Raw genomic sequence first — 15,467 nt, forward strand, 5'->3', positions numbered from 1 at the left:
CGCTTTCCGTTATAATCTTATGCCCCGAACCCCGGGTCATAAGGATTTTCACTGCACACGAGCGACAGCGAACTGGCGAAGCAATCGTGGCTAAAGGACCGTCAATAGGTCATTTATTTCACAATAATCTTTTGATTTTTCAGATAATCCAAAGCAAATTTACCTTCATTAAAAATCAAATCCAGCACGCTCAAATTGTTGATAAAACCGTGTTTGTCGTCAAAAACTTGAGTGTAGCTCTCGAAAATATTAGGGTCTTTTTTGCCATTAACAAGGGTTCTAGCATCAAAAATATCATCTGCTACTTCGTGAAAATATTCATCTGTTCTTTTAAACTCAAGCGGATATCGAAGGCATTTTTCTATCAAAGCAATGGTTTCAAAATTCAAATCCATCAAATAAGTGTGCTTTTTTTCAAAAAATGGCATAAAATCATCTTCAAAAAACTCAAAGAAAGGGGAGCTTCTATAACCCGCTTCAAGCGATTTAAAGTGCTGCTTTTGCCAATCAAAATCATTCTCAATGATAATGTCTTTTGTTTTTTGATGTCCTTTGTTGGCATGCTTAATAGGAATATTTAGCATTTGAATCCCATTCGGACTATAAATGTAAGTTCTGTTTCTGTTAGTTTGCTTTTGAAAATTATCTTCAACTTCAAATGTCAGTACTTCCGACTGCACCATAGCCGCAAACTGACTGATAGAAGGGAAATACGAGGGGTGAATTAGTGTATTCATACTACTTTTTTAAAGTCAAAAGTCATATCTATCCGATAAGGAAAAATATGACTTTTGAAGAAACGTTATACATTGTGTTAAATCTCAGTTTTAGCTTTTCTTTTTTTCCAAAAATATTCTCCAATAAAGAAAGCAACTAAAGCAACTAAGAAATATTTGAAATAAGATTGAGGTTGACCTTCACCGCTAACGGTTGTGAAAACACGATCCCAACGAATTTTGTTGATGCCTTTTCCGTTAGTATCCCAGCTTAACCAAATAAAAATAGGTTTACCCACAATATGGTTTTCTGGAACAAATCCCCAATAACGACTGTCTTCAGAGTTATGGCGATTGTCTCCCATCATCCAATAATAATTTTGAGCAAAAGTGTAATTAGTAGCTACTTTACCATCAATTCGGATTTCGGTTCCGTTTACTTCTAATTTTTTATTTTCATAATCGGTTATGATATTTTTGTAAAAAGGAAGCGTTTCTAGATTCAAAGCCACTGTTTTTCCTTTTTGCGGAATATAAATTGGACCGTAGTTGTCTTGATTCCAGTTTTTGGTATGAGGAAAGACGCTTTTTTCTGCTCCTTTTGAAATTATTCTAGTCACCGAAGTAATACCTGGTACTTGCTTAAATCGTTCCGCACCGGCTGCAGTCAAAGCACTAATAAATAAAGTATCTCTTTTTTGGTCATCCAAAAAGCCTGCAGGGTCTGTAATGTCTAGTTCTTTGAACAGCGTTTCAAAATCAATTGGCGTTTTACCATCCAAAGCCAATTTGTACGAATATTGAGGTTTGGCTCTATCAGGTAAGATAAGTTCTTTACCGTCAATGTAAATTAAACCATCTTTTATAGATAAATTATCTCCTGGCAAACCTACACAACGTTTTACATAGTTTGATTTTTTATCGATAGGTTTATCAACGCGTAAGCCTGATTTGTCTCTAAATTGATATACGGTATCTACCGGCCAGTTGAATACTACAATGTCATTTCGCTTGATGTCTTCGATAGAAGGGAATCGCATATATGGCAATTGTGGCCAATTCAAATACGATTTTTTCTTAGTTAGCGGAATAGTATCGTGAACCATCGGCATCGCTACCGTTGTCATTGGAACTCTTGCTCCATAGTTCATTTTGCTTACAAACAAAAAGTCTCCCACCAATAAGGATTTCTCCAAAGATGAAGTAGGAATGGTAAAGGGTTGAATGAAATAAGTATGAACAATAGTAGCAACAATAACGGCAAACAATAATGAACTAACTGTATCAGCCGCTTTATGGTCAGGCGCTGTGTCTCTATCGGCAATATAATTCAACGGTTGTGTATAATTGATGTAATACAAATAAAAACCAAAAGTTAGAATTACCAAGATAGTGTCTACTGTAGAACGTCTTCCAAAACTACGCAAGGTTTCTACCCAAACCACAGGAAACATAATTAGGTTGATTACTGGAATGAACAATAAAATGGTCCACCAAGTTGGTCTTCCTATGATTTTCATCAATACAATAGCATTGTAAATAGGAATTGCTGCTTGCCAGCGTTTTCTTCCAGCACTTTCGTACATTTTCCACGTGCCCAAAAAATGGATTATTTGAATAACTAAAAAGAATACAAACCAAGAATATAGTGTCATAGGATTCGATATTTTTTAAAACTAATGTAGCTCTATGATTATTTAAAATTTAAAACATCTTTCATGGTGAAAACACCTTGTTTTCCTGCCAACCATTCTGCTGCAATAACAGCACCTAAGGCAAATCCTTCTCTGTTGTGAGCAGTATGCTTAATTTCGATAGAGTCGATAGGGGAGTTGTAGGTTACTGTATGTGTACCTGGTACTTCTCCTGTTCTAATGGCTTCAATGTGGAGTTCGTTTTCTTTTGGACTATTGTCTAGTGTCCATTTTGAATAGTTACTGTTTTCTATAACTCCTTCGGCAAGGGTAATAGCTGTGCCACTTGGTGCGTCTAACTTATGAATATGGTGAATTTCCTCCATTGAAACTTTGTAAGAATCATAAGGAGCCATTATTTTTGATAAATAGGAATTCAATTCAAAAAATAGATTTACCCCTAAACTGAAGTTAGAACTAGAAATAAAACCACCGTTTTTTTCTTTACATAAGGCAATCATTTCGTCATAGTGTTCTAACCAACCAGTTGTACCCGAAACGACAGGGACATTGTTGTTAAAACTAGCCGAAATATTGGCAACTGCTGCTGCTGGGACACTGAAATCTATGGCAACATCGGCTTTTTCTAGTCCTTCGTAAGTGTTGAATTCGTCTTTTTTCAAAACTATTTCGTGGCCTCTTTCAAGTGCAATTCTTTCGATTACTTGGCCCATTTTTCCGTATCCTAAAAGCGCAATCTTCATTTTTTTTGATTTAAAATAAGTACTTATTAAAAAGTATAATTGAAAGTTAGTCCAACGTTGGGACGAAACGTTACATCGTTTGGGTAAATTTCAGGTTTAAATGATAGGTTTTCATTTACATTAAACTGAATTAAAGCCGCATCTACATTGGCGTCAATAATATTTAGCACATAAAAACCAACGGTTACTAATGCCGATAAATCTCTGTTGCGTTGGTAGAATTTTTGTCCAGCAATGAGTCGGCTATTGTCTAAATAAGAAAATTTGTCATCAGTGTAACCTTCTAATCTTCTTTTGTAAGCATCACGATATTGATTGTATTTTCTATTATTGTCAATATAAAAATACAAGCTAGTACCTATTCCAGCATAAACTAGTGGAATTTTCCAATACTTTTTGTTGTAGGCTTGACCTAGACCTGGTAAAATAGCTGAGTAAAAAGCAGCTTTTGCAGGTGTTAGTGGGTCAATATCATTGGATTGGACAGTGTCTTTTGCAACTAAAACTTCCGTTTTTTTATCTTGTGCAAAAACAAAACCATTTCCGAGCATAAAAGCGAGGATACATATGGTAAGGAATTTAGTCACTACCCTTTGATTAATTTGATAATTCTGTTTAAATCTTCTTGAGAGTGAAATGGAATTGTTATTTTCCCTTTTCCTTTAGGGTCTACTTTCAAATCAACTTTGGTTCCAAAATAAGAATTAAAACTGTGCTGTTGCTCATCGTCAATTTCGAAAGCAGCAGATTTTGAAGGCGTATTTGATTTTGGTAACAAACTTTCGTGATAGTTTTTTACCAAAGTTTCAGTTTCACGCACCGATAGATTCTGGCTAACAATTTTCTGATACATCTGGGCTTGTACGTCTAAATCCTCAACATTGATGATAGCACGACCGTGTCCCATACTAATAAAACCGTCTCTAATTCCAGTTTGAATAATTGGGTCTAGTTTTAAAAGACGTAAATAGTTGGCAATGGTAGAGCGTTTTTTACCTACTCTTTCACTCATTTGTTCTTGAGTCAATTGGATTTCATCCATTAAACGTTGATAAGAAAGCGCAATCTCAATTGGGTCTAAGTCATGACGTTGAATGTTTTCCACCAAAGCCATAACTAATGATTCATTATCATTTGCAATTCGAATGTATGCAGGAATTGTAGTAAGTCCTACTAAAACAGAAGCACGCAAACGACGTTCCCCAGAAATTAGTTGGTATTTATTAAAATCTAATTTACGAACGGTAATAGGTTGAATCACACCTAATTCTTTAATAGAAGTGGCTAATTCACGCAGTGATTCTTCATTGAAATTAGTCCTAGGTTGAAATGGATTAATTTCAATAGCATCAATTTCAAGCTCAATAATATTACCAACAACTTTGTCTGCATTTTTGTCCTCAACCGATTTAATATCGTTTTCAGGGTCTTTTAATAATGCGGATAATCCTCTACCGAGTGCTTGTTTTTTTACTGCTTTTGTCATAAAACCTATTTGCTATTTTTCTTTATTATTTCTTGAGCTAAGTGAATATAGTTAACCGCTCCTTTACTAGTTGCGTCATAGTTGATGATACTTTCACCAAAACTAGGAGCTTCACTCAATTTTACATTTCGTTGGATTACAGTTTCAAAAACCATATCGTTGAAATGCTTTTGTACTTCTTCTAAAACTTGATTAGATAATCGTAGTCTAGAATCATACATAGTTAGTAATAATCCCTCGATGTCTAAATCTGGATTGTGAATTTTTTGAATACTTTTTACGGTATTCAATAATTTGCCTAATCCTTCGAGTGCAAAATATTCGCACTGAATCGGAATAATTACAGAATCAGCTGCAGTAAGTGCATTCAAAGTTAGTAAACCCAAAGACGGAGCACAATCAATCAAAATGTAATCGTATTCATCTTTGATACTATCTAATGATTTTTTGAGCATGTACTCACGGTTTTCTTTGTCTACCAATTCGATTTCGATAGCCACAAGGTCGATATGGGAAGGAATCACGTCTACGTTTGGAGCGGTACATTTCAGTAACGCTTCGTGCGGTGTATGACTGTGTTCTAAAATTTGGTAGGTGCCAATTTCAACTGATTCAACGTCAATTCCAAGTCCAGACGTGGCATTGGCTTGAGGGTCAGCATCAATTAATAAAACTTTTTTTTCTAAAACACCTAATGATGCTGCAAGATTTACGGATGTTGTAGTTTTTCCAACTCCTCCTTTTTGATTAGCAATCGCAATGATTTTGCCCATTTGTTTTTTGAATTTTGAGCGGTAAAAATACAATTTTTTATGGTTATTGAAAATCTATTTAATAACATTTGTGATTGTTTTCAGAAACCATTTTCAAGACTATATTTTTTACAAGCGAAAGCGCTTCTAATTACGGAATTATTTTTTTTACGGTTATTTTATGGCTATTTGTTAAATCTCAAAGGCAAAAAAAAGTGGAGTTACTTGCTAGGTTCTTCTTTTTTAGAAGTATTTAATTTAATGAGTAAATGATTTTTTAAAATTTTTAGTATTGAAATTGTATCAACTAAATGAACGAAACATGTTGATTGATGCTTAAAAAAACTAGTAAATATATTATGTGTTAGTATTCAATGATTTTGTCAATTACAAAAACTTTTGAAGCTTCTCCATTTTTTAATTTGTATTGAATTTGTCGAGTTCCGCCGGTAGGCTTACTATTACTGTCTCCTTCTTTATACAAAGGGAATCGTTGCACGAAAGTGTTTTCGACAATTGCAAAATCATCATGACCCATATATCCTTTGTTTGTTTTGGGATTGTCAACTATGCTAGGAATAGAGATTTCGCTCATTGATTTATTGTTGTTTCCAGAAAAACCTATGGCTGTTCCGTAGCTTCCACTTCCTGAACTAGTAATGTAAATCATTAATTCCGGAGAACCATCAGCATTTATGTCGTCAACTTCAATATTTGTAACCGTTCCTTCAATGGTTTTGATAACTTTTGTGTTGTCTGATTCAAAGCCTGAGGGTTGAATCGATAGGGTGTCGCCTGATTTAGTTATATCAAAACTTATGGTTTTATAAGAAACAGTCTTTTTAAAAGCTGTTTTTGGTTCTACTGGCTCTGAACTTGTAGTAGTAATGGAATCTTTTGGCTTATTGGATTCGGTAGTTGTTTCCGTTTTCTTTTGACAACTAATAGAAAAAAGTGCTAAAGTTAGTGCTAAGCTGATTAAATGATACTTTTTCATTTTAAATGATTGTTTTTTAATTGATTAATAGTTGAAAGTTAATAAAAATGAAATGATAATCCCAATTCTAATCTCTAAAATTGATAGTAAAATTATGTATTGAAAGTTGTTCTAAGTATTTGGAATTGAATTGAATGGTTTGTTTTTGGTGATGACCTAAGATATTAAGTAATTTTATTTCTGAAATAACTTGTGATAGCCAAAAAAGTATTCTATATTTGCACCCGCGTTACGGGGTGTAGCGTAGCCCGGTTATCGCGCCTGCTTTGGGAGCAGGAGGTCGCAGGTTCGAATCCTGCCACCCCGACAAAATCCTTTCTGTTTTTCAGAAGGGATTTTTTTTGTATATATGGAATTTACAGTTTACATATTATATTCAAAATCCGCTGACAAGTTTTATGTTGGTTATACTTCTATGACTATTGATGAACGACTAAGGCGTCATTTAAGTAATCATAAAGGTTTTACTGGAAGAATTAAAGATTGGGAGTTGTTTTATTTTGAGAAGTTCCCAGAAAAGAGTGAAGCTATTAAAAGAGAAAAAGAAATAAAAAGTTGGAAAAGCAAAGTCAAAATCCAACTCTTAAAAAAGTAGTGAACGGTTATCGCGTCCCGATGGTAATCGGGAAGGTCGCAGGTTCGAATTTCCGTTAAACGGAATAAACACTGCCACCCCGACAAAATCCTTTCTGTTTTTCAGAAGGGATTTTTTTGTATATATGGAATTTACAGTTTACATATTATATTCAAAATCCGCTGACAAGTTTTATGTTGGTTATACTTCTATGACTATTGATGAACGACTAAGACGTCATTTAAGTAATCATAAAGGTTTTACTGGAAGAATTAAAGATTGAGAGTTGTTTTATTTTGAGAAGTTCCCAGAAAAGAGTGAAGCTATTAAAAGAGAAAAAGAAATAAAAAGTTGGAAAAGCAAAGTCAAAATCCAACTCTTAAAAAAGTAGTGAACGGTTATCGCGTCCCGATGGTAATCGGGAAGGTCGCAGGTTCGAATTTCCGTTAAACGGAATAAACACTGCCACCCCGACAAAATCCTTTCTGAGTTTCAGAAGGGATTTTTTATTTTCTATTTGTCACGTCTAGGATAAGTGACTCAAAAAAACATTTTATAACAAATACTATTGCACTATACTTAGTAAGAATGTGTTTTTTTATTACCCCATAATCAAAACAAATACTTCAAATCGAGTTATTATTTTTTAAAATCCTATTTTTGCGTGTATTTTAAAAAACTCAAAACACAATGTCAAATACTATCGAAAAAATAAAATGCCTAATTATAGGTTCAGGACCTGCGGGTTATACCGCTGCTATTTATGCTGCTAGAGCCAATATGAATCCAGTTTTGTACCAAGGAATGCAACCTGGTGGACAGTTGACAACGACCAACGAAGTAGAAAATTTCCCTGGTTATGTAGATGGTGTAACTGGTCCAGAAATGATGATCCAGTTGCAACAACAAGCGCAACGTTTTGGTGCCGATGTGCGCGATGGTTGGGCTACCAAAGTTGATTTCTCTGGCGATATCCACAAAGTTTGGATTAATGACACCATCGAATTGCACTGCGAAACCGTAATTATTTCTACAGGAGCTTCTGCAAAATATTTAGGTTTACCATCGGAACAACATTATTTAAAAATGGGTGGAGGAGTTTCTGCTTGTGCCGTTTGCGATGGATTTTTCTACAGAAATCAAGAAGTAGTAATCGTTGGAGCAGGGGATTCAGCTTGCGAAGAAGCACACTACCTATCTAAGTTGTGTAAAAAAGTAACGATGTTGGTTAGAAGCGATAAATTCAGAGCTTCCAAAATTATGGAAGAAAGAGTTCGCAAAACCGAAAACATCGAAATCCTTTTAAACCACGATACCGTTGAAGTTTTAGGAGATGAACAAGTCGTTTCGGCTATCAAAGTAAAAAACAAAACCACCGATGAAGTGTATGACATTCCAGCTACTGGATTTTTCGTAGCCATTGGTCACAAACCCAACACCGATATTTTCAAAGATTACCTGACCTTAGACGAAACGGGATATATCGTAAATGTTCCTGGAAGTTCCAAAACGAATGTGGCAGGAGTTTTCGTAGCAGGAGACGCTGCCGATCACGTATACCGCCAAGCCATTACTGCTGCGGGTACAGGTTGTATGGCCGCATTGGATGCTGAGCGTTATTTGGCTGCCAAAGAATAATCTTTTTAGGAGCAGTAGTCAAAGCGCTTTTTTGTATTCAAAGTCCCGCTCTCCGTTATAATCTTTGTTGCCGAACCCCGGCAACAAAGGATTTCCACTACAATCGGGGCTAAAGAGCAGCAATGAGAATTTTGGGTTGCATTCTTAATTTAGACATAAAAAAAGTCCTTCACGAAGAAGGACTTTTTTTATGTCAACCAAAAACTATTCTTGGCTTATCGAACCGCCAGAATTTTCGCTTTTTTTCAGGCTTTTTGGCTTATTTTTATAAGAGATATTTCCTCCACTAGATGCTTCGGCATCAAGGCTCACCAACGGATGTAATGATTGTATACTTCCTGAGGAAGCCTGTGATTTAATATCGTTTGCCAATAGCTCTTCGGCATTGATAGAACTTCCGCTCGAAGAATTGGTTTCTAAGCTAATAGCTTTACCTTTCAATTCAATGCTACTTCCGCTTCCCGAATCACAAATAATTTTTTCAGACTCTACGTTCAAATCCAAAGAAGCCGCACTCGATGCATCAATCTTAAATTCAGCAGCTTTAAGGGTAGATTTGCTATTCACAGTCGAAGCACTATTGGCTTCTATACCTTCAATGATAGGAGCGCGAACAATAACTTTTTTCGAAGTGATATTTAAGAAAGAACTGTATTTACATCCAATAATAAGCTTGCCATTTTCTACTTTGGTAGTGATTTCTTTTTGCAAATTATCATCGGCTTCTACTATAATCTCAACTCTGTCGGCTTGTTCTACTACCAAATCGATAGCGTTTCCTACTTCAATACTTTTAAAATCGCCATTTACAATTCTCTTTTCGGTAGTTACATTACCACTTCCTGTGATGGAATTGAAATTTGTGGACAAGTTACAAGAGGCAAAAAGTAAAGCGGTCAATGTAACAATGATGAATTTTGTTACTAAAGTGATTATTTTTACCATAGCTATTCGGTTTTGATGATTATTCCGTCTTTATTGATTTTTAATTCTTTTATATCCTTATTGGATTTAATTAAAGTATCTTTTTTAATAGAAATACCATTTTCGTTGATGGTAACATTAGTAGATTTTGAATCGTTTTCTACATCATTCCACTCGTCCTCATCATCAGGGCAATTTAAACATTTTATCTGAGAATCAGTCACTTTGTAAACGTAATTATCTGAGCTGTAGTGTAAATTAAAGAAATCATTGTCTGAACGATCGTAGTTTTGTACCGATGCGTCTGGTTTCAATAACGTACCTTCTGGTAAATACAAGTACAATTCAACTTCTTGATCACGGAATTTGTTTTTTACATCTGTCAATAAATAATTGTCTAAGTACAAATGATTTCCTTCTACTTTTATCCCATATTGAATTTTTTCAGCTCTGAATTTTGCGTCTTGAAACGATTTTCCTTTCGCCGTTCTTTCAATTTGGATGTAAGGAGTTTTTTCATCGGTATACAAAATTCTCAAGCTTACATTGTTAGAATAAATCAATTTGTTGTCTGCAGAGTCTTGTACAAATTCAAATTCAGTATGCTCGTCAATATCTTTTGTGTAATAATCATTGTATCTGAATTTTACGAATAAAGTATCGTTTGCACTCAAAGGAATGTTTTGTTTTGCTACTGTTTTTCCATCATATGCTACTTGAGTAGCTGTTTTTACTCCAATAGAGATGAGGATTGCAATAGAGATTAACCACAATGCTAATAAACTATATTTAGCGATATTTCCAATAGAACCTATTGTTGGCGACAATAATTTAAATCCTAATACAGTAAGGAAAAAGAATGGGATTCCGATAGCAAAAAACATCAATAGACCAAAGCTCCAAACAGGATAGTCAGCAAAGTTCCCTGCTTCTACAAAGTTTTGCCAAGGAAAATCGATGAATGCTGAAGAACCTAATGTAAATACACCAATAAATAAGCTAACTAGTGTAAAAAGTCCTGTCAAAATCAAAATAACGCCTAAAACTTTAGCAAAAACTTTAAAAAGTGTCATAATGAAGTCACCCAGAGTATTGCCTAGCTTTTCTGCTCCCGATTTGACTTGGTTTCCCATTTTGTCATAATCGGCATTTTTGAATTTACCAGATACGTTTTCAAATTCTTCACGTACTTTTTTTTCAATATTAGAGATCGTTACGGGTTCGCCAGTCATTTCTAGTTTTTCCGAAGTAGTGATGGCTTCAGGAGTTACAATCCATAGAATGATATAAGCCAATATACCTGAACCAAATCCAGCAAAAACAAAGATTAAGAACATGATTTTTAACCAAACCGCATCGATACCAAAGTAATGTCCAAGACCTGTGGCTACACCACCAATCATTCCTTTTTCTTTGTCACGGTATAATTTTTTGGTGTTTCTAGCGCTATACTCATTAAATTTTTGTGAACTACTTGTTTCTTCTTCAATGATATAGTCTTCTGGTTGTCCCATTACTGCGATAACTTCGTCTACGTCTTTCAGACCTACAACGTGTTTGTCGCTCTTTTGTTTTTCATTCAATAATTCTGAAACACGCATTTCGATGTCTTTTATGATTTCTTCTTGACCAGAAGATTTAGACAAAGAGCGTCTTATAGCTTCAAAATATCGAGTTAATTTTTGGTATGCATCTTCATCAATATGGAAGAACATTCCTCCTAGGTTTATATTTACAGTTTTGTTCATGACTATTTTTTTTGGTTGGTTATTAGACTTACAGCTTCGGATAATTCATTCCAAGTGCCGCTTAATTCAGTTAAAAAGGTTTGACCTATTTCAGTAAGACCATAATACTTTCTTGGTGGTCCAGAGGTTGATTCCTCCCAACGATAGTTGAGTAATCCATCATTTTTTAATCGAGTTAGCAAAGGATAAATGGTTCCCTCTACTACTAACAATTTAGCGTCTTTTAAAGTGTCTAATATTTCAGAAGTGTAGGCATCTTTTTCTTTTAATACAGATAAGATGCAAAACTCGAGAACACCTTTACGCATCTGGGCTTTTGTGTTTTCAATGTTCATAATTTTCGTTTTGATTTTTTGTTTGATTAGAACTGTTCGTTTTTTGATTACTTTCCATTACAGGTGATAGTTGAGATGATTTATAGCGTTGATTAGACTACTATATACTACTTTATAATTGATTACTTTATAAAGGGAATAGTGAATGGATATTGATATTTTTCTCCATTTGATGTTTTGACAGCTGCAATAATGATCAAGAAGAATTCTGCTATTTTGAATCCAACAAAAGTAAGAGCAGCGATGATCCCAACTGTAATAAGTCCAATGTGGTCTTCAAAATTAAAGTCTCTAATCACTAATCCTTGATTGTGGTAGAATTCATCAAAGGTCATATTGTTAAAAACAGTAAAAATTAATATCGGTAATGCTATTGCTGCCAATACCAAAGAGTAAATAAGGATACTTAATTGAAAATTAATAGCTTGTTTTCCGTGATGGTCTACAAATTCTGATTGATCTTTTTTTGAAGTCCAAATCAAAATAGGGAAGATATAATTTCCAAAAGGAATTATATACTGGCTCAGTGTACTCAGATGAGTAAATGTTGCAATGTTTTTTTCTGATGATGTTTCCATGATTTAAAGTATATAGTAATTTCTTATGCAAATATATGTCTAAAAAAAAGTATCTTGTATCGCATAGTAGTGAATATTAACAAAATATTAACAAATTTATTTTTTTTAGTTGCTGCTTATTTAGTTGTTTTCTGTTGATTAGTAGTACTTTGAGTGTGTTATTTGGAGATGTGGTTATGGTTTAGGGGTGATATTGTAATTTTGTATGTATGCATAGTATTTTTTTGTACTTTTACCCAAAAACCAATATATAATGGAAATAAACGTATCAAAATTGAATCAATTTTTATTTTTTAAACTTCCTTCGGCTTTTTTGTGTGGAGTAAGGGTAAAAGCAATTAACGAAAAGCAATGTGTAGTAAGTGTAAAGCACCGCTGGATCAATCAAAATCCGTTTAATTCTATGTATTTTGCTGTTCAAGCAATGGCTGCAGAGTTGTCTACAGGGGCATTAGTAATGTATCAAATTCAAAAAAGCGGTAGAAAAATTTCTATGTTAGTAGCTAACAACAAAGGGAATTTTACCAAGAAAGCCACAGGCAGAATTACATTTATCTGTAATGATGGACATTTGATAGAAGAAGCAATAAAACAAACTATTGCGACAGGTGAGGGGCAAACCTTTTGGATGAAATCCATCGGAACCGATGAAAAAGGAGTTCAGGTTTCTGAAATGGATTTTGAATGGAGCGTTAGAGTAAAATAGTTAGTTCTAGATTTAAGTAAAAAATAAAAAAATGCCTCAATTGAGGCATTTTTTTATTTTGATTTTTTAGAAGAGCAACATTTTTTACCTTCTGCTTTGCATTCGGTCTTTGTTTTTGTTGCTTCTTTTTTAGTTGTTGAAGTTTCTTTTTTTGTTTTTTCTTTAGCTGGAGCTTCTTGTGCTTGAACTGACAAAGCAAAGAATGAAAAAGCTAAAATTGCGGCTACTTTTTTCATTGTATTTAAGTTTAGTTTATGATATACTTTTATATGCTATCAAATATAACAAGAAAATCAATTGTACGATTTTTGAGGCTCTCTTTTTGATAAAAATTAACAAAAAATCTTTAATGTATTTATTGATTAGGGTTTTTATTAGTGAAGTGACGATAGGATAATGTAGGGTATAAAAAAAGCCTCAAATAGTAAATTTGAGGCTTCTGGTAGCGAGACCGAGATTTGAACTCGGGACCTCAGGGTTATGAATCCTGCGCTCTAACCAACTGAGCTATCTCGCCTTATTCTGGTTAATCAAATAACCCCTGAATGCGGGTGCAAATATAGAAATAAAATTAGAGTTGGCAAGTATATTTACTCAAAAAATATTTTTTTTTAAAATCGTTTTATTTTGGCATTATATTCTTATATTTCCAAAAAAAAAAAGTAAGTATGGATCAAAAAGTAAGATATGAGATTGAATTCCCTATAAACTCATCTCCGCAATTACTGTATCAATATATATCGACACCTTCGGGTTTGGCGGAATGGTTTGCTGATGATGTGAATTCAAGAGGGGAATTTTTTACTTTCATTTGGGATGATACACAAGAAAAAGCGAGATTGGCTTCGAAAAAATCAGGTGAAAAAGTTAAATTTAGATGGGTCGATGATAAAAACAAAGACACAGATTATTTTTTTGAATTGCATATTCTTGAGGATGAGTTGACTAAGGATGTCTCTTTGTTGGTAATTGATTTTGCTGAGAAAAACGAAATACCTGAAGCTTCACAATTGTGGGAAAATCAAATTTCTGATTTAAAACATCTCATAGGTTCCGTGTAGTAAAAGTCTATTTTAAACTATATCTTTGCCCTAAACTAACTTTAGGGCTTTTTTTATGATTAATTTTAATGGAATACTTCAGGACTCAGATACAAATTTGTTAGAACAAAATCGTGGTTTTTTATATGGCGATGCGGTGTTTGAAACATTGAAAATTGTTGGGGGCAAGATTTTATTTTTTGAAGATCATTATTTTAGATTAATGGCGGCTATGCGAATCGTTCGTATGGAAATTCCAATGAATTTTACACTAGAATATCTTGAAGAACAAGTTTTATCATTGGTAAAAAATAATAATATAGAGCAATCTGCTCGTGCTAGAATAACAGTTTATAGAAACGATGGTGGATTTTATTTGCCAACGAATACTACGGTTTCTTTTTTGATTCAAGCTTCGGCAATAGAGAGTCGAGTATATAGTATTAGCGAAAAGGAATATGAAGTGGATTTGTATAAAGATTTTTATATTACTAAGCAATTATTGTCTACGCTGAAGACTACTAATAAAATGATTCACGTTACGGGAAGTATTTATGCAAAAGAAAATGACTTGGACAATTGTATTTTGCTAAATGACAGTAAAAATGTTGTTGAGGCTTTGCAGGGTAATTTGTTTATGCGAATGGGTAATACATTAATAACGCCACCAATTAGCGAAGGATGTTTGAATGGGATTATGAGAAAGCAAATTTTAAGTTTGGCAAAAAAGGAAACCAATTTTGAAGTTGTTGAGCAAATCATATCTCCTTTTGACCTTCAAAAAGCAGATGAATTGTTTATAACAAATGTTATTAAAGGGATTCAACCGATTACAAAATACAGAAAAAAAGTATTTACAATTGAAACCGCTAAAATGTTGAATGATTTACTCAATCAACATTTAGCAATGAATTAGTTTAGATAAGGATTTTCCGGTGCGTTAGACCAAATTAAATAGTCTCCACCTAGTTCCATTAACTGCTCTTTCCAGAAATGAGTAGAAGATTTTCCGATTATTTTGTTTTCATACAAGTTTTTGGCGACAATCCAAGAGTTGCCCTCCATTTCGTTTTCTAATTGTTTTTCATCCCAACCTGTATAACCAAGAAAAAAACGGATGTTATTTTTTCCTATCAGGCCAGAATTGATCAATTCTTTAGTGGATTCAAAATCGCCTCCCCAGTAGATGCCGTTTGATATTTCAACGCTATTAGGAATGAGATTGGGAATGTTATGAATAAAGTAAAGATTATCTTGTTCAACAGGGCCACCATTGTATATTTTGAATCGAGCATCAATTTCAGGAATCAAATCATTAATGGTGTATTTTAAAGGTTTGTTGATGATGAAACCAATTGAGCCTTCTTGGTTGTGATCGGCTAATAAAATTACGGATCTATTAAATGATAAATCACCAATTAGCGAAGGTTCTGCTATTAGCAGGTGTCCTTTTTTTAATTTTTCTGATATCATAACATTTCTTTTTTTATTAAATTTAACTAAAATAAATTTAGATTGCCAAAAATAATCGTTCAAATGCAAAAAAAAACCCTCCATATGGAGGGTTTTTGATGT

The 15,467-nt window shown here is 33.8% G+C and carries 19 protein-coding genes and 2 tRNA genes; 7 read left to right on the plus strand and 14 right to left on the minus strand.

What is annotated here, in order from left to right; genetic code table 11:
• Window positions 1-113: 113 nt before the first annotated feature.
• The 7 genes from ACZ1AQ_RS09705 to ACZ1AQ_RS09735 all read right to left on the minus strand — a co-directional run bounded on the left by ACZ1AQ_RS09705 (window position 114) and on the right by ACZ1AQ_RS09735 (window position 6,349).
• On the minus strand, window positions 114-737 hold the full coding sequence (locus ACZ1AQ_RS09705) for a WbqC family protein (protein WP_489632714.1): 624 nt from the start codon (window positions 735-737) through the stop codon (window positions 114-116).
• Between the two features lie 77 nt (window positions 738-814).
• The gene (gene lepB, locus ACZ1AQ_RS09710; RefSeq protein WP_489632715.1) at window positions 815-2,371 is read right to left on the minus strand and encodes a signal peptidase I; all 1,557 of its coding nucleotides are present in this window, start codon (window positions 2,369-2,371) and stop codon (window positions 815-817) included.
• A gap of 38 nt (window positions 2,372-2,409) precedes the next feature.
• Complete coding sequence (gene dapB / locus ACZ1AQ_RS09715) at window positions 2,410-3,114, minus strand: 4-hydroxy-tetrahydrodipicolinate reductase (RefSeq protein WP_489632716.1); 705 nt, start codon at window positions 3,112-3,114, stop codon at window positions 2,410-2,412.
• A 26-nt stretch (window positions 3,115-3,140) separates the two neighbouring features.
• Entirely contained in the window at window positions 3,141-3,665 is a 525-nt protein-coding gene (locus tag ACZ1AQ_RS09720) for a DUF5683 domain-containing protein (protein WP_489632830.1), read from the minus strand.
• A gap of 35 nt (window positions 3,666-3,700) precedes the next feature.
• Window positions 3,701-4,600, minus strand: a complete 900-nt coding sequence (locus tag ACZ1AQ_RS09725) for a ParB/RepB/Spo0J family partition protein (RefSeq protein ID WP_489632717.1) — start codon at window positions 4,598-4,600, stop codon at window positions 3,701-3,703.
• Window positions 4,601-4,605: 5 nt separating this feature from the next.
• The gene (locus ACZ1AQ_RS09730) at window positions 4,606-5,373 is read right to left on the minus strand and encodes a ParA family protein (RefSeq protein ID WP_489632718.1); all 768 of its coding nucleotides are present in this window, start codon (window positions 5,371-5,373) and stop codon (window positions 4,606-4,608) included.
• 343 nt (window positions 5,374-5,716) lie between these two features.
• Entirely contained in the window at window positions 5,717-6,349 is a 633-nt protein-coding gene (locus ACZ1AQ_RS09735) for a PliI family lysozyme inhibitor of I-type lysozyme (protein WP_489632719.1), read from the minus strand.
• Between the two features lie 232 nt (window positions 6,350-6,581).
• Between ACZ1AQ_RS09735 and ACZ1AQ_RS09740 the strand changes: the two genes are divergently transcribed.
• The 4 genes from ACZ1AQ_RS09740 (at window position 6,582) to trxB (ending at window position 8,561) form a co-directional block, all read left to right on the plus strand.
• Window positions 6,582-6,656 (plus strand) — tRNA-Pro (locus tag ACZ1AQ_RS09740).
• A 42-nt stretch (window positions 6,657-6,698) separates the two neighbouring features.
• Window positions 6,699-6,944, plus strand: a complete 246-nt coding sequence (locus ACZ1AQ_RS09745; RefSeq protein WP_489632720.1) for a GIY-YIG nuclease family protein — start codon at window positions 6,699-6,701, stop codon at window positions 6,942-6,944.
• 124 nt (window positions 6,945-7,068) lie between these two features.
• Window positions 7,069-7,206: a GIY-YIG nuclease family protein gene (locus ACZ1AQ_RS09750; protein ID WP_489632721.1), complete on the plus strand. Its 138-nt coding sequence runs from the start codon at window positions 7,069-7,071 to the stop codon at window positions 7,204-7,206.
• 407 nt (window positions 7,207-7,613) lie between these two features.
• Window positions 7,614-8,561 (plus strand): thioredoxin-disulfide reductase, encoded by a 948-nt coding sequence (gene trxB / locus ACZ1AQ_RS09755; protein WP_489632722.1) that lies wholly within the window; start codon window positions 7,614-7,616, stop codon window positions 8,559-8,561.
• A gap of 204 nt (window positions 8,562-8,765) precedes the next feature.
• Here the strand turns inward: trxB and ACZ1AQ_RS09760 are convergent, their stop codons facing one another.
• The 4 genes from ACZ1AQ_RS09760 to ACZ1AQ_RS09775 all read right to left on the minus strand — a co-directional run bounded on the left by ACZ1AQ_RS09760 (window position 8,766) and on the right by ACZ1AQ_RS09775 (window position 12,146).
• The gene (locus tag ACZ1AQ_RS09760) at window positions 8,766-9,506 is read right to left on the minus strand and encodes a head GIN domain-containing protein (RefSeq protein ID WP_489632723.1); all 741 of its coding nucleotides are present in this window, start codon (window positions 9,504-9,506) and stop codon (window positions 8,766-8,768) included.
• 2 nt (window positions 9,507-9,508) lie between these two features.
• On the minus strand, window positions 9,509-11,233 hold the full coding sequence (locus ACZ1AQ_RS09765; RefSeq protein WP_489632724.1) for a PspC domain-containing protein: 1,725 nt from the start codon (window positions 11,231-11,233) through the stop codon (window positions 9,509-9,511).
• 2 nt (window positions 11,234-11,235) lie between these two features.
• Window positions 11,236-11,568, minus strand: a complete 333-nt coding sequence (locus tag ACZ1AQ_RS09770; protein ID WP_489632725.1) for a PadR family transcriptional regulator — start codon at window positions 11,566-11,568, stop codon at window positions 11,236-11,238.
• Between the two features lie 122 nt (window positions 11,569-11,690).
• Entirely contained in the window at window positions 11,691-12,146 is a 456-nt protein-coding gene (locus ACZ1AQ_RS09775; RefSeq protein WP_489632726.1) for a DUF4870 domain-containing protein, read from the minus strand.
• A 253-nt stretch (window positions 12,147-12,399) separates the two neighbouring features.
• On the opposite strand from ACZ1AQ_RS09775, the gene ACZ1AQ_RS09780 reads away from it, so the two are divergent.
• Complete coding sequence (locus ACZ1AQ_RS09780; protein ID WP_489632727.1) at window positions 12,400-12,852, plus strand: DUF4442 domain-containing protein; 453 nt, start codon at window positions 12,400-12,402, stop codon at window positions 12,850-12,852.
• A gap of 53 nt (window positions 12,853-12,905) precedes the next feature.
• On the opposite strand, the gene ACZ1AQ_RS09785 is transcribed toward ACZ1AQ_RS09780, so the two are convergent.
• Together ACZ1AQ_RS09785 and ACZ1AQ_RS09790 are read right to left on the minus strand one after the other, a co-directional pair.
• A complete protein-coding gene (locus tag ACZ1AQ_RS09785) occupies window positions 12,906-13,088 on the minus strand; it encodes a hypothetical protein (RefSeq protein ID WP_315145814.1) in 183 nt (60 codons plus the stop codon).
• Between the two features lie 204 nt (window positions 13,089-13,292).
• A tRNA-Met gene (locus ACZ1AQ_RS09790) sits at window positions 13,293-13,369 on the minus strand.
• 151 nt (window positions 13,370-13,520) lie between these two features.
• Here ACZ1AQ_RS09790 and ACZ1AQ_RS09795 point away from each other — a divergent pair.
• Together ACZ1AQ_RS09795 and ACZ1AQ_RS09800 are read left to right on the plus strand one after the other, a co-directional pair.
• Window positions 13,521-13,913: an START-like domain-containing protein gene (locus tag ACZ1AQ_RS09795; RefSeq protein ID WP_159682455.1), complete on the plus strand. Its 393-nt coding sequence runs from the start codon at window positions 13,521-13,523 to the stop codon at window positions 13,911-13,913.
• Between the two features lie 55 nt (window positions 13,914-13,968).
• Complete coding sequence (locus tag ACZ1AQ_RS09800) at window positions 13,969-14,808, plus strand: aminotransferase class IV (protein WP_489632728.1); 840 nt, start codon at window positions 13,969-13,971, stop codon at window positions 14,806-14,808.
• Here the strand turns inward: ACZ1AQ_RS09800 and ACZ1AQ_RS09805 are convergent.
• Window positions 14,805-15,365 (minus strand): YqgE/AlgH family protein, encoded by a 561-nt coding sequence (locus ACZ1AQ_RS09805; RefSeq protein WP_489632729.1) that lies wholly within the window; start codon window positions 15,363-15,365, stop codon window positions 14,805-14,807. The two genes, ACZ1AQ_RS09800 and ACZ1AQ_RS09805, sit on opposite strands and share 4 nt — an antisense overlap.
• Window positions 15,366-15,467: the final 102 nt, after the last annotated feature.

This window comes from Flavobacterium sp. UM26, assembly GCF_057922445.1.

Excerpts from the sequence above, each read along its gene's own strand:
- ACZ1AQ_RS09705 (WP_489632714.1), bottom strand. The coding sequence starts at position 737 with ATGAATACACTAATTCACCCCTCGTATTTCCCTTCTATCAGTCAGTTT.
- lepB (WP_489632715.1), bottom strand. The coding sequence starts at position 2,371 with ATGACACTATATTCTTGGTTTGTATTCTTTTTAGTTATTCAAATAATC.
- dapB (WP_489632716.1), bottom strand. The coding sequence starts at position 3,114 with ATGAAGATTGCGCTTTTAGGATACGGAAAAATGGGCCAAGTAATCGAA.
- ACZ1AQ_RS09720 (WP_489632830.1), bottom strand. The coding sequence starts at position 3,665 with ATGCTCGGAAATGGTTTTGTTTTTGCACAAGATAAAAAAACGGAAGTT.
- ACZ1AQ_RS09725 (WP_489632717.1), bottom strand. The coding sequence starts at position 4,600 with ATGACAAAAGCAGTAAAAAAACAAGCACTCGGTAGAGGATTATCCGCA.
- ACZ1AQ_RS09730 (WP_489632718.1), bottom strand. The coding sequence starts at position 5,373 with ATGGGCAAAATCATTGCGATTGCTAATCAAAAAGGAGGAGTTGGAAAA.
- ACZ1AQ_RS09735 (WP_489632719.1), bottom strand. The coding sequence starts at position 6,349 with ATGAAAAAGTATCATTTAATCAGCTTAGCACTAACTTTAGCACTTTTT.
- ACZ1AQ_RS09745 (WP_489632720.1), top strand. The coding sequence starts at position 6,699 with ATGGAATTTACAGTTTACATATTATATTCAAAATCCGCTGACAAGTTT.
- ACZ1AQ_RS09750 (WP_489632721.1), top strand. The coding sequence starts at position 7,069 with ATGGAATTTACAGTTTACATATTATATTCAAAATCCGCTGACAAGTTT.
- trxB (WP_489632722.1), top strand. The coding sequence starts at position 7,614 with ATGTCAAATACTATCGAAAAAATAAAATGCCTAATTATAGGTTCAGGA.
- ACZ1AQ_RS09760 (WP_489632723.1), bottom strand. The coding sequence starts at position 9,506 with ATGGTAAAAATAATCACTTTAGTAACAAAATTCATCATTGTTACATTG.
- ACZ1AQ_RS09765 (WP_489632724.1), bottom strand. The coding sequence starts at position 11,233 with ATGAACAAAACTGTAAATATAAACCTAGGAGGAATGTTCTTCCATATT.
- ACZ1AQ_RS09770 (WP_489632725.1), bottom strand. The coding sequence starts at position 11,568 with ATGAACATTGAAAACACAAAAGCCCAGATGCGTAAAGGTGTTCTCGAG.
- ACZ1AQ_RS09775 (WP_489632726.1), bottom strand. The coding sequence starts at position 12,146 with ATGGAAACATCATCAGAAAAAAACATTGCAACATTTACTCATCTGAGT.
- ACZ1AQ_RS09780 (WP_489632727.1), top strand. The coding sequence starts at position 12,400 with ATGGAAATAAACGTATCAAAATTGAATCAATTTTTATTTTTTAAACTT.
- ACZ1AQ_RS09785 (WP_315145814.1), bottom strand. The coding sequence starts at position 13,088 with ATGAAAAAAGTAGCCGCAATTTTAGCTTTTTCATTCTTTGCTTTGTCA.
- ACZ1AQ_RS09795 (WP_159682455.1), top strand. The coding sequence starts at position 13,521 with ATGGATCAAAAAGTAAGATATGAGATTGAATTCCCTATAAACTCATCT.
- ACZ1AQ_RS09800 (WP_489632728.1), top strand. The coding sequence starts at position 13,969 with ATGATTAATTTTAATGGAATACTTCAGGACTCAGATACAAATTTGTTA.
- ACZ1AQ_RS09805 (WP_489632729.1), bottom strand. The coding sequence starts at position 15,365 with ATGATATCAGAAAAATTAAAAAAAGGACACCTGCTAATAGCAGAACCT.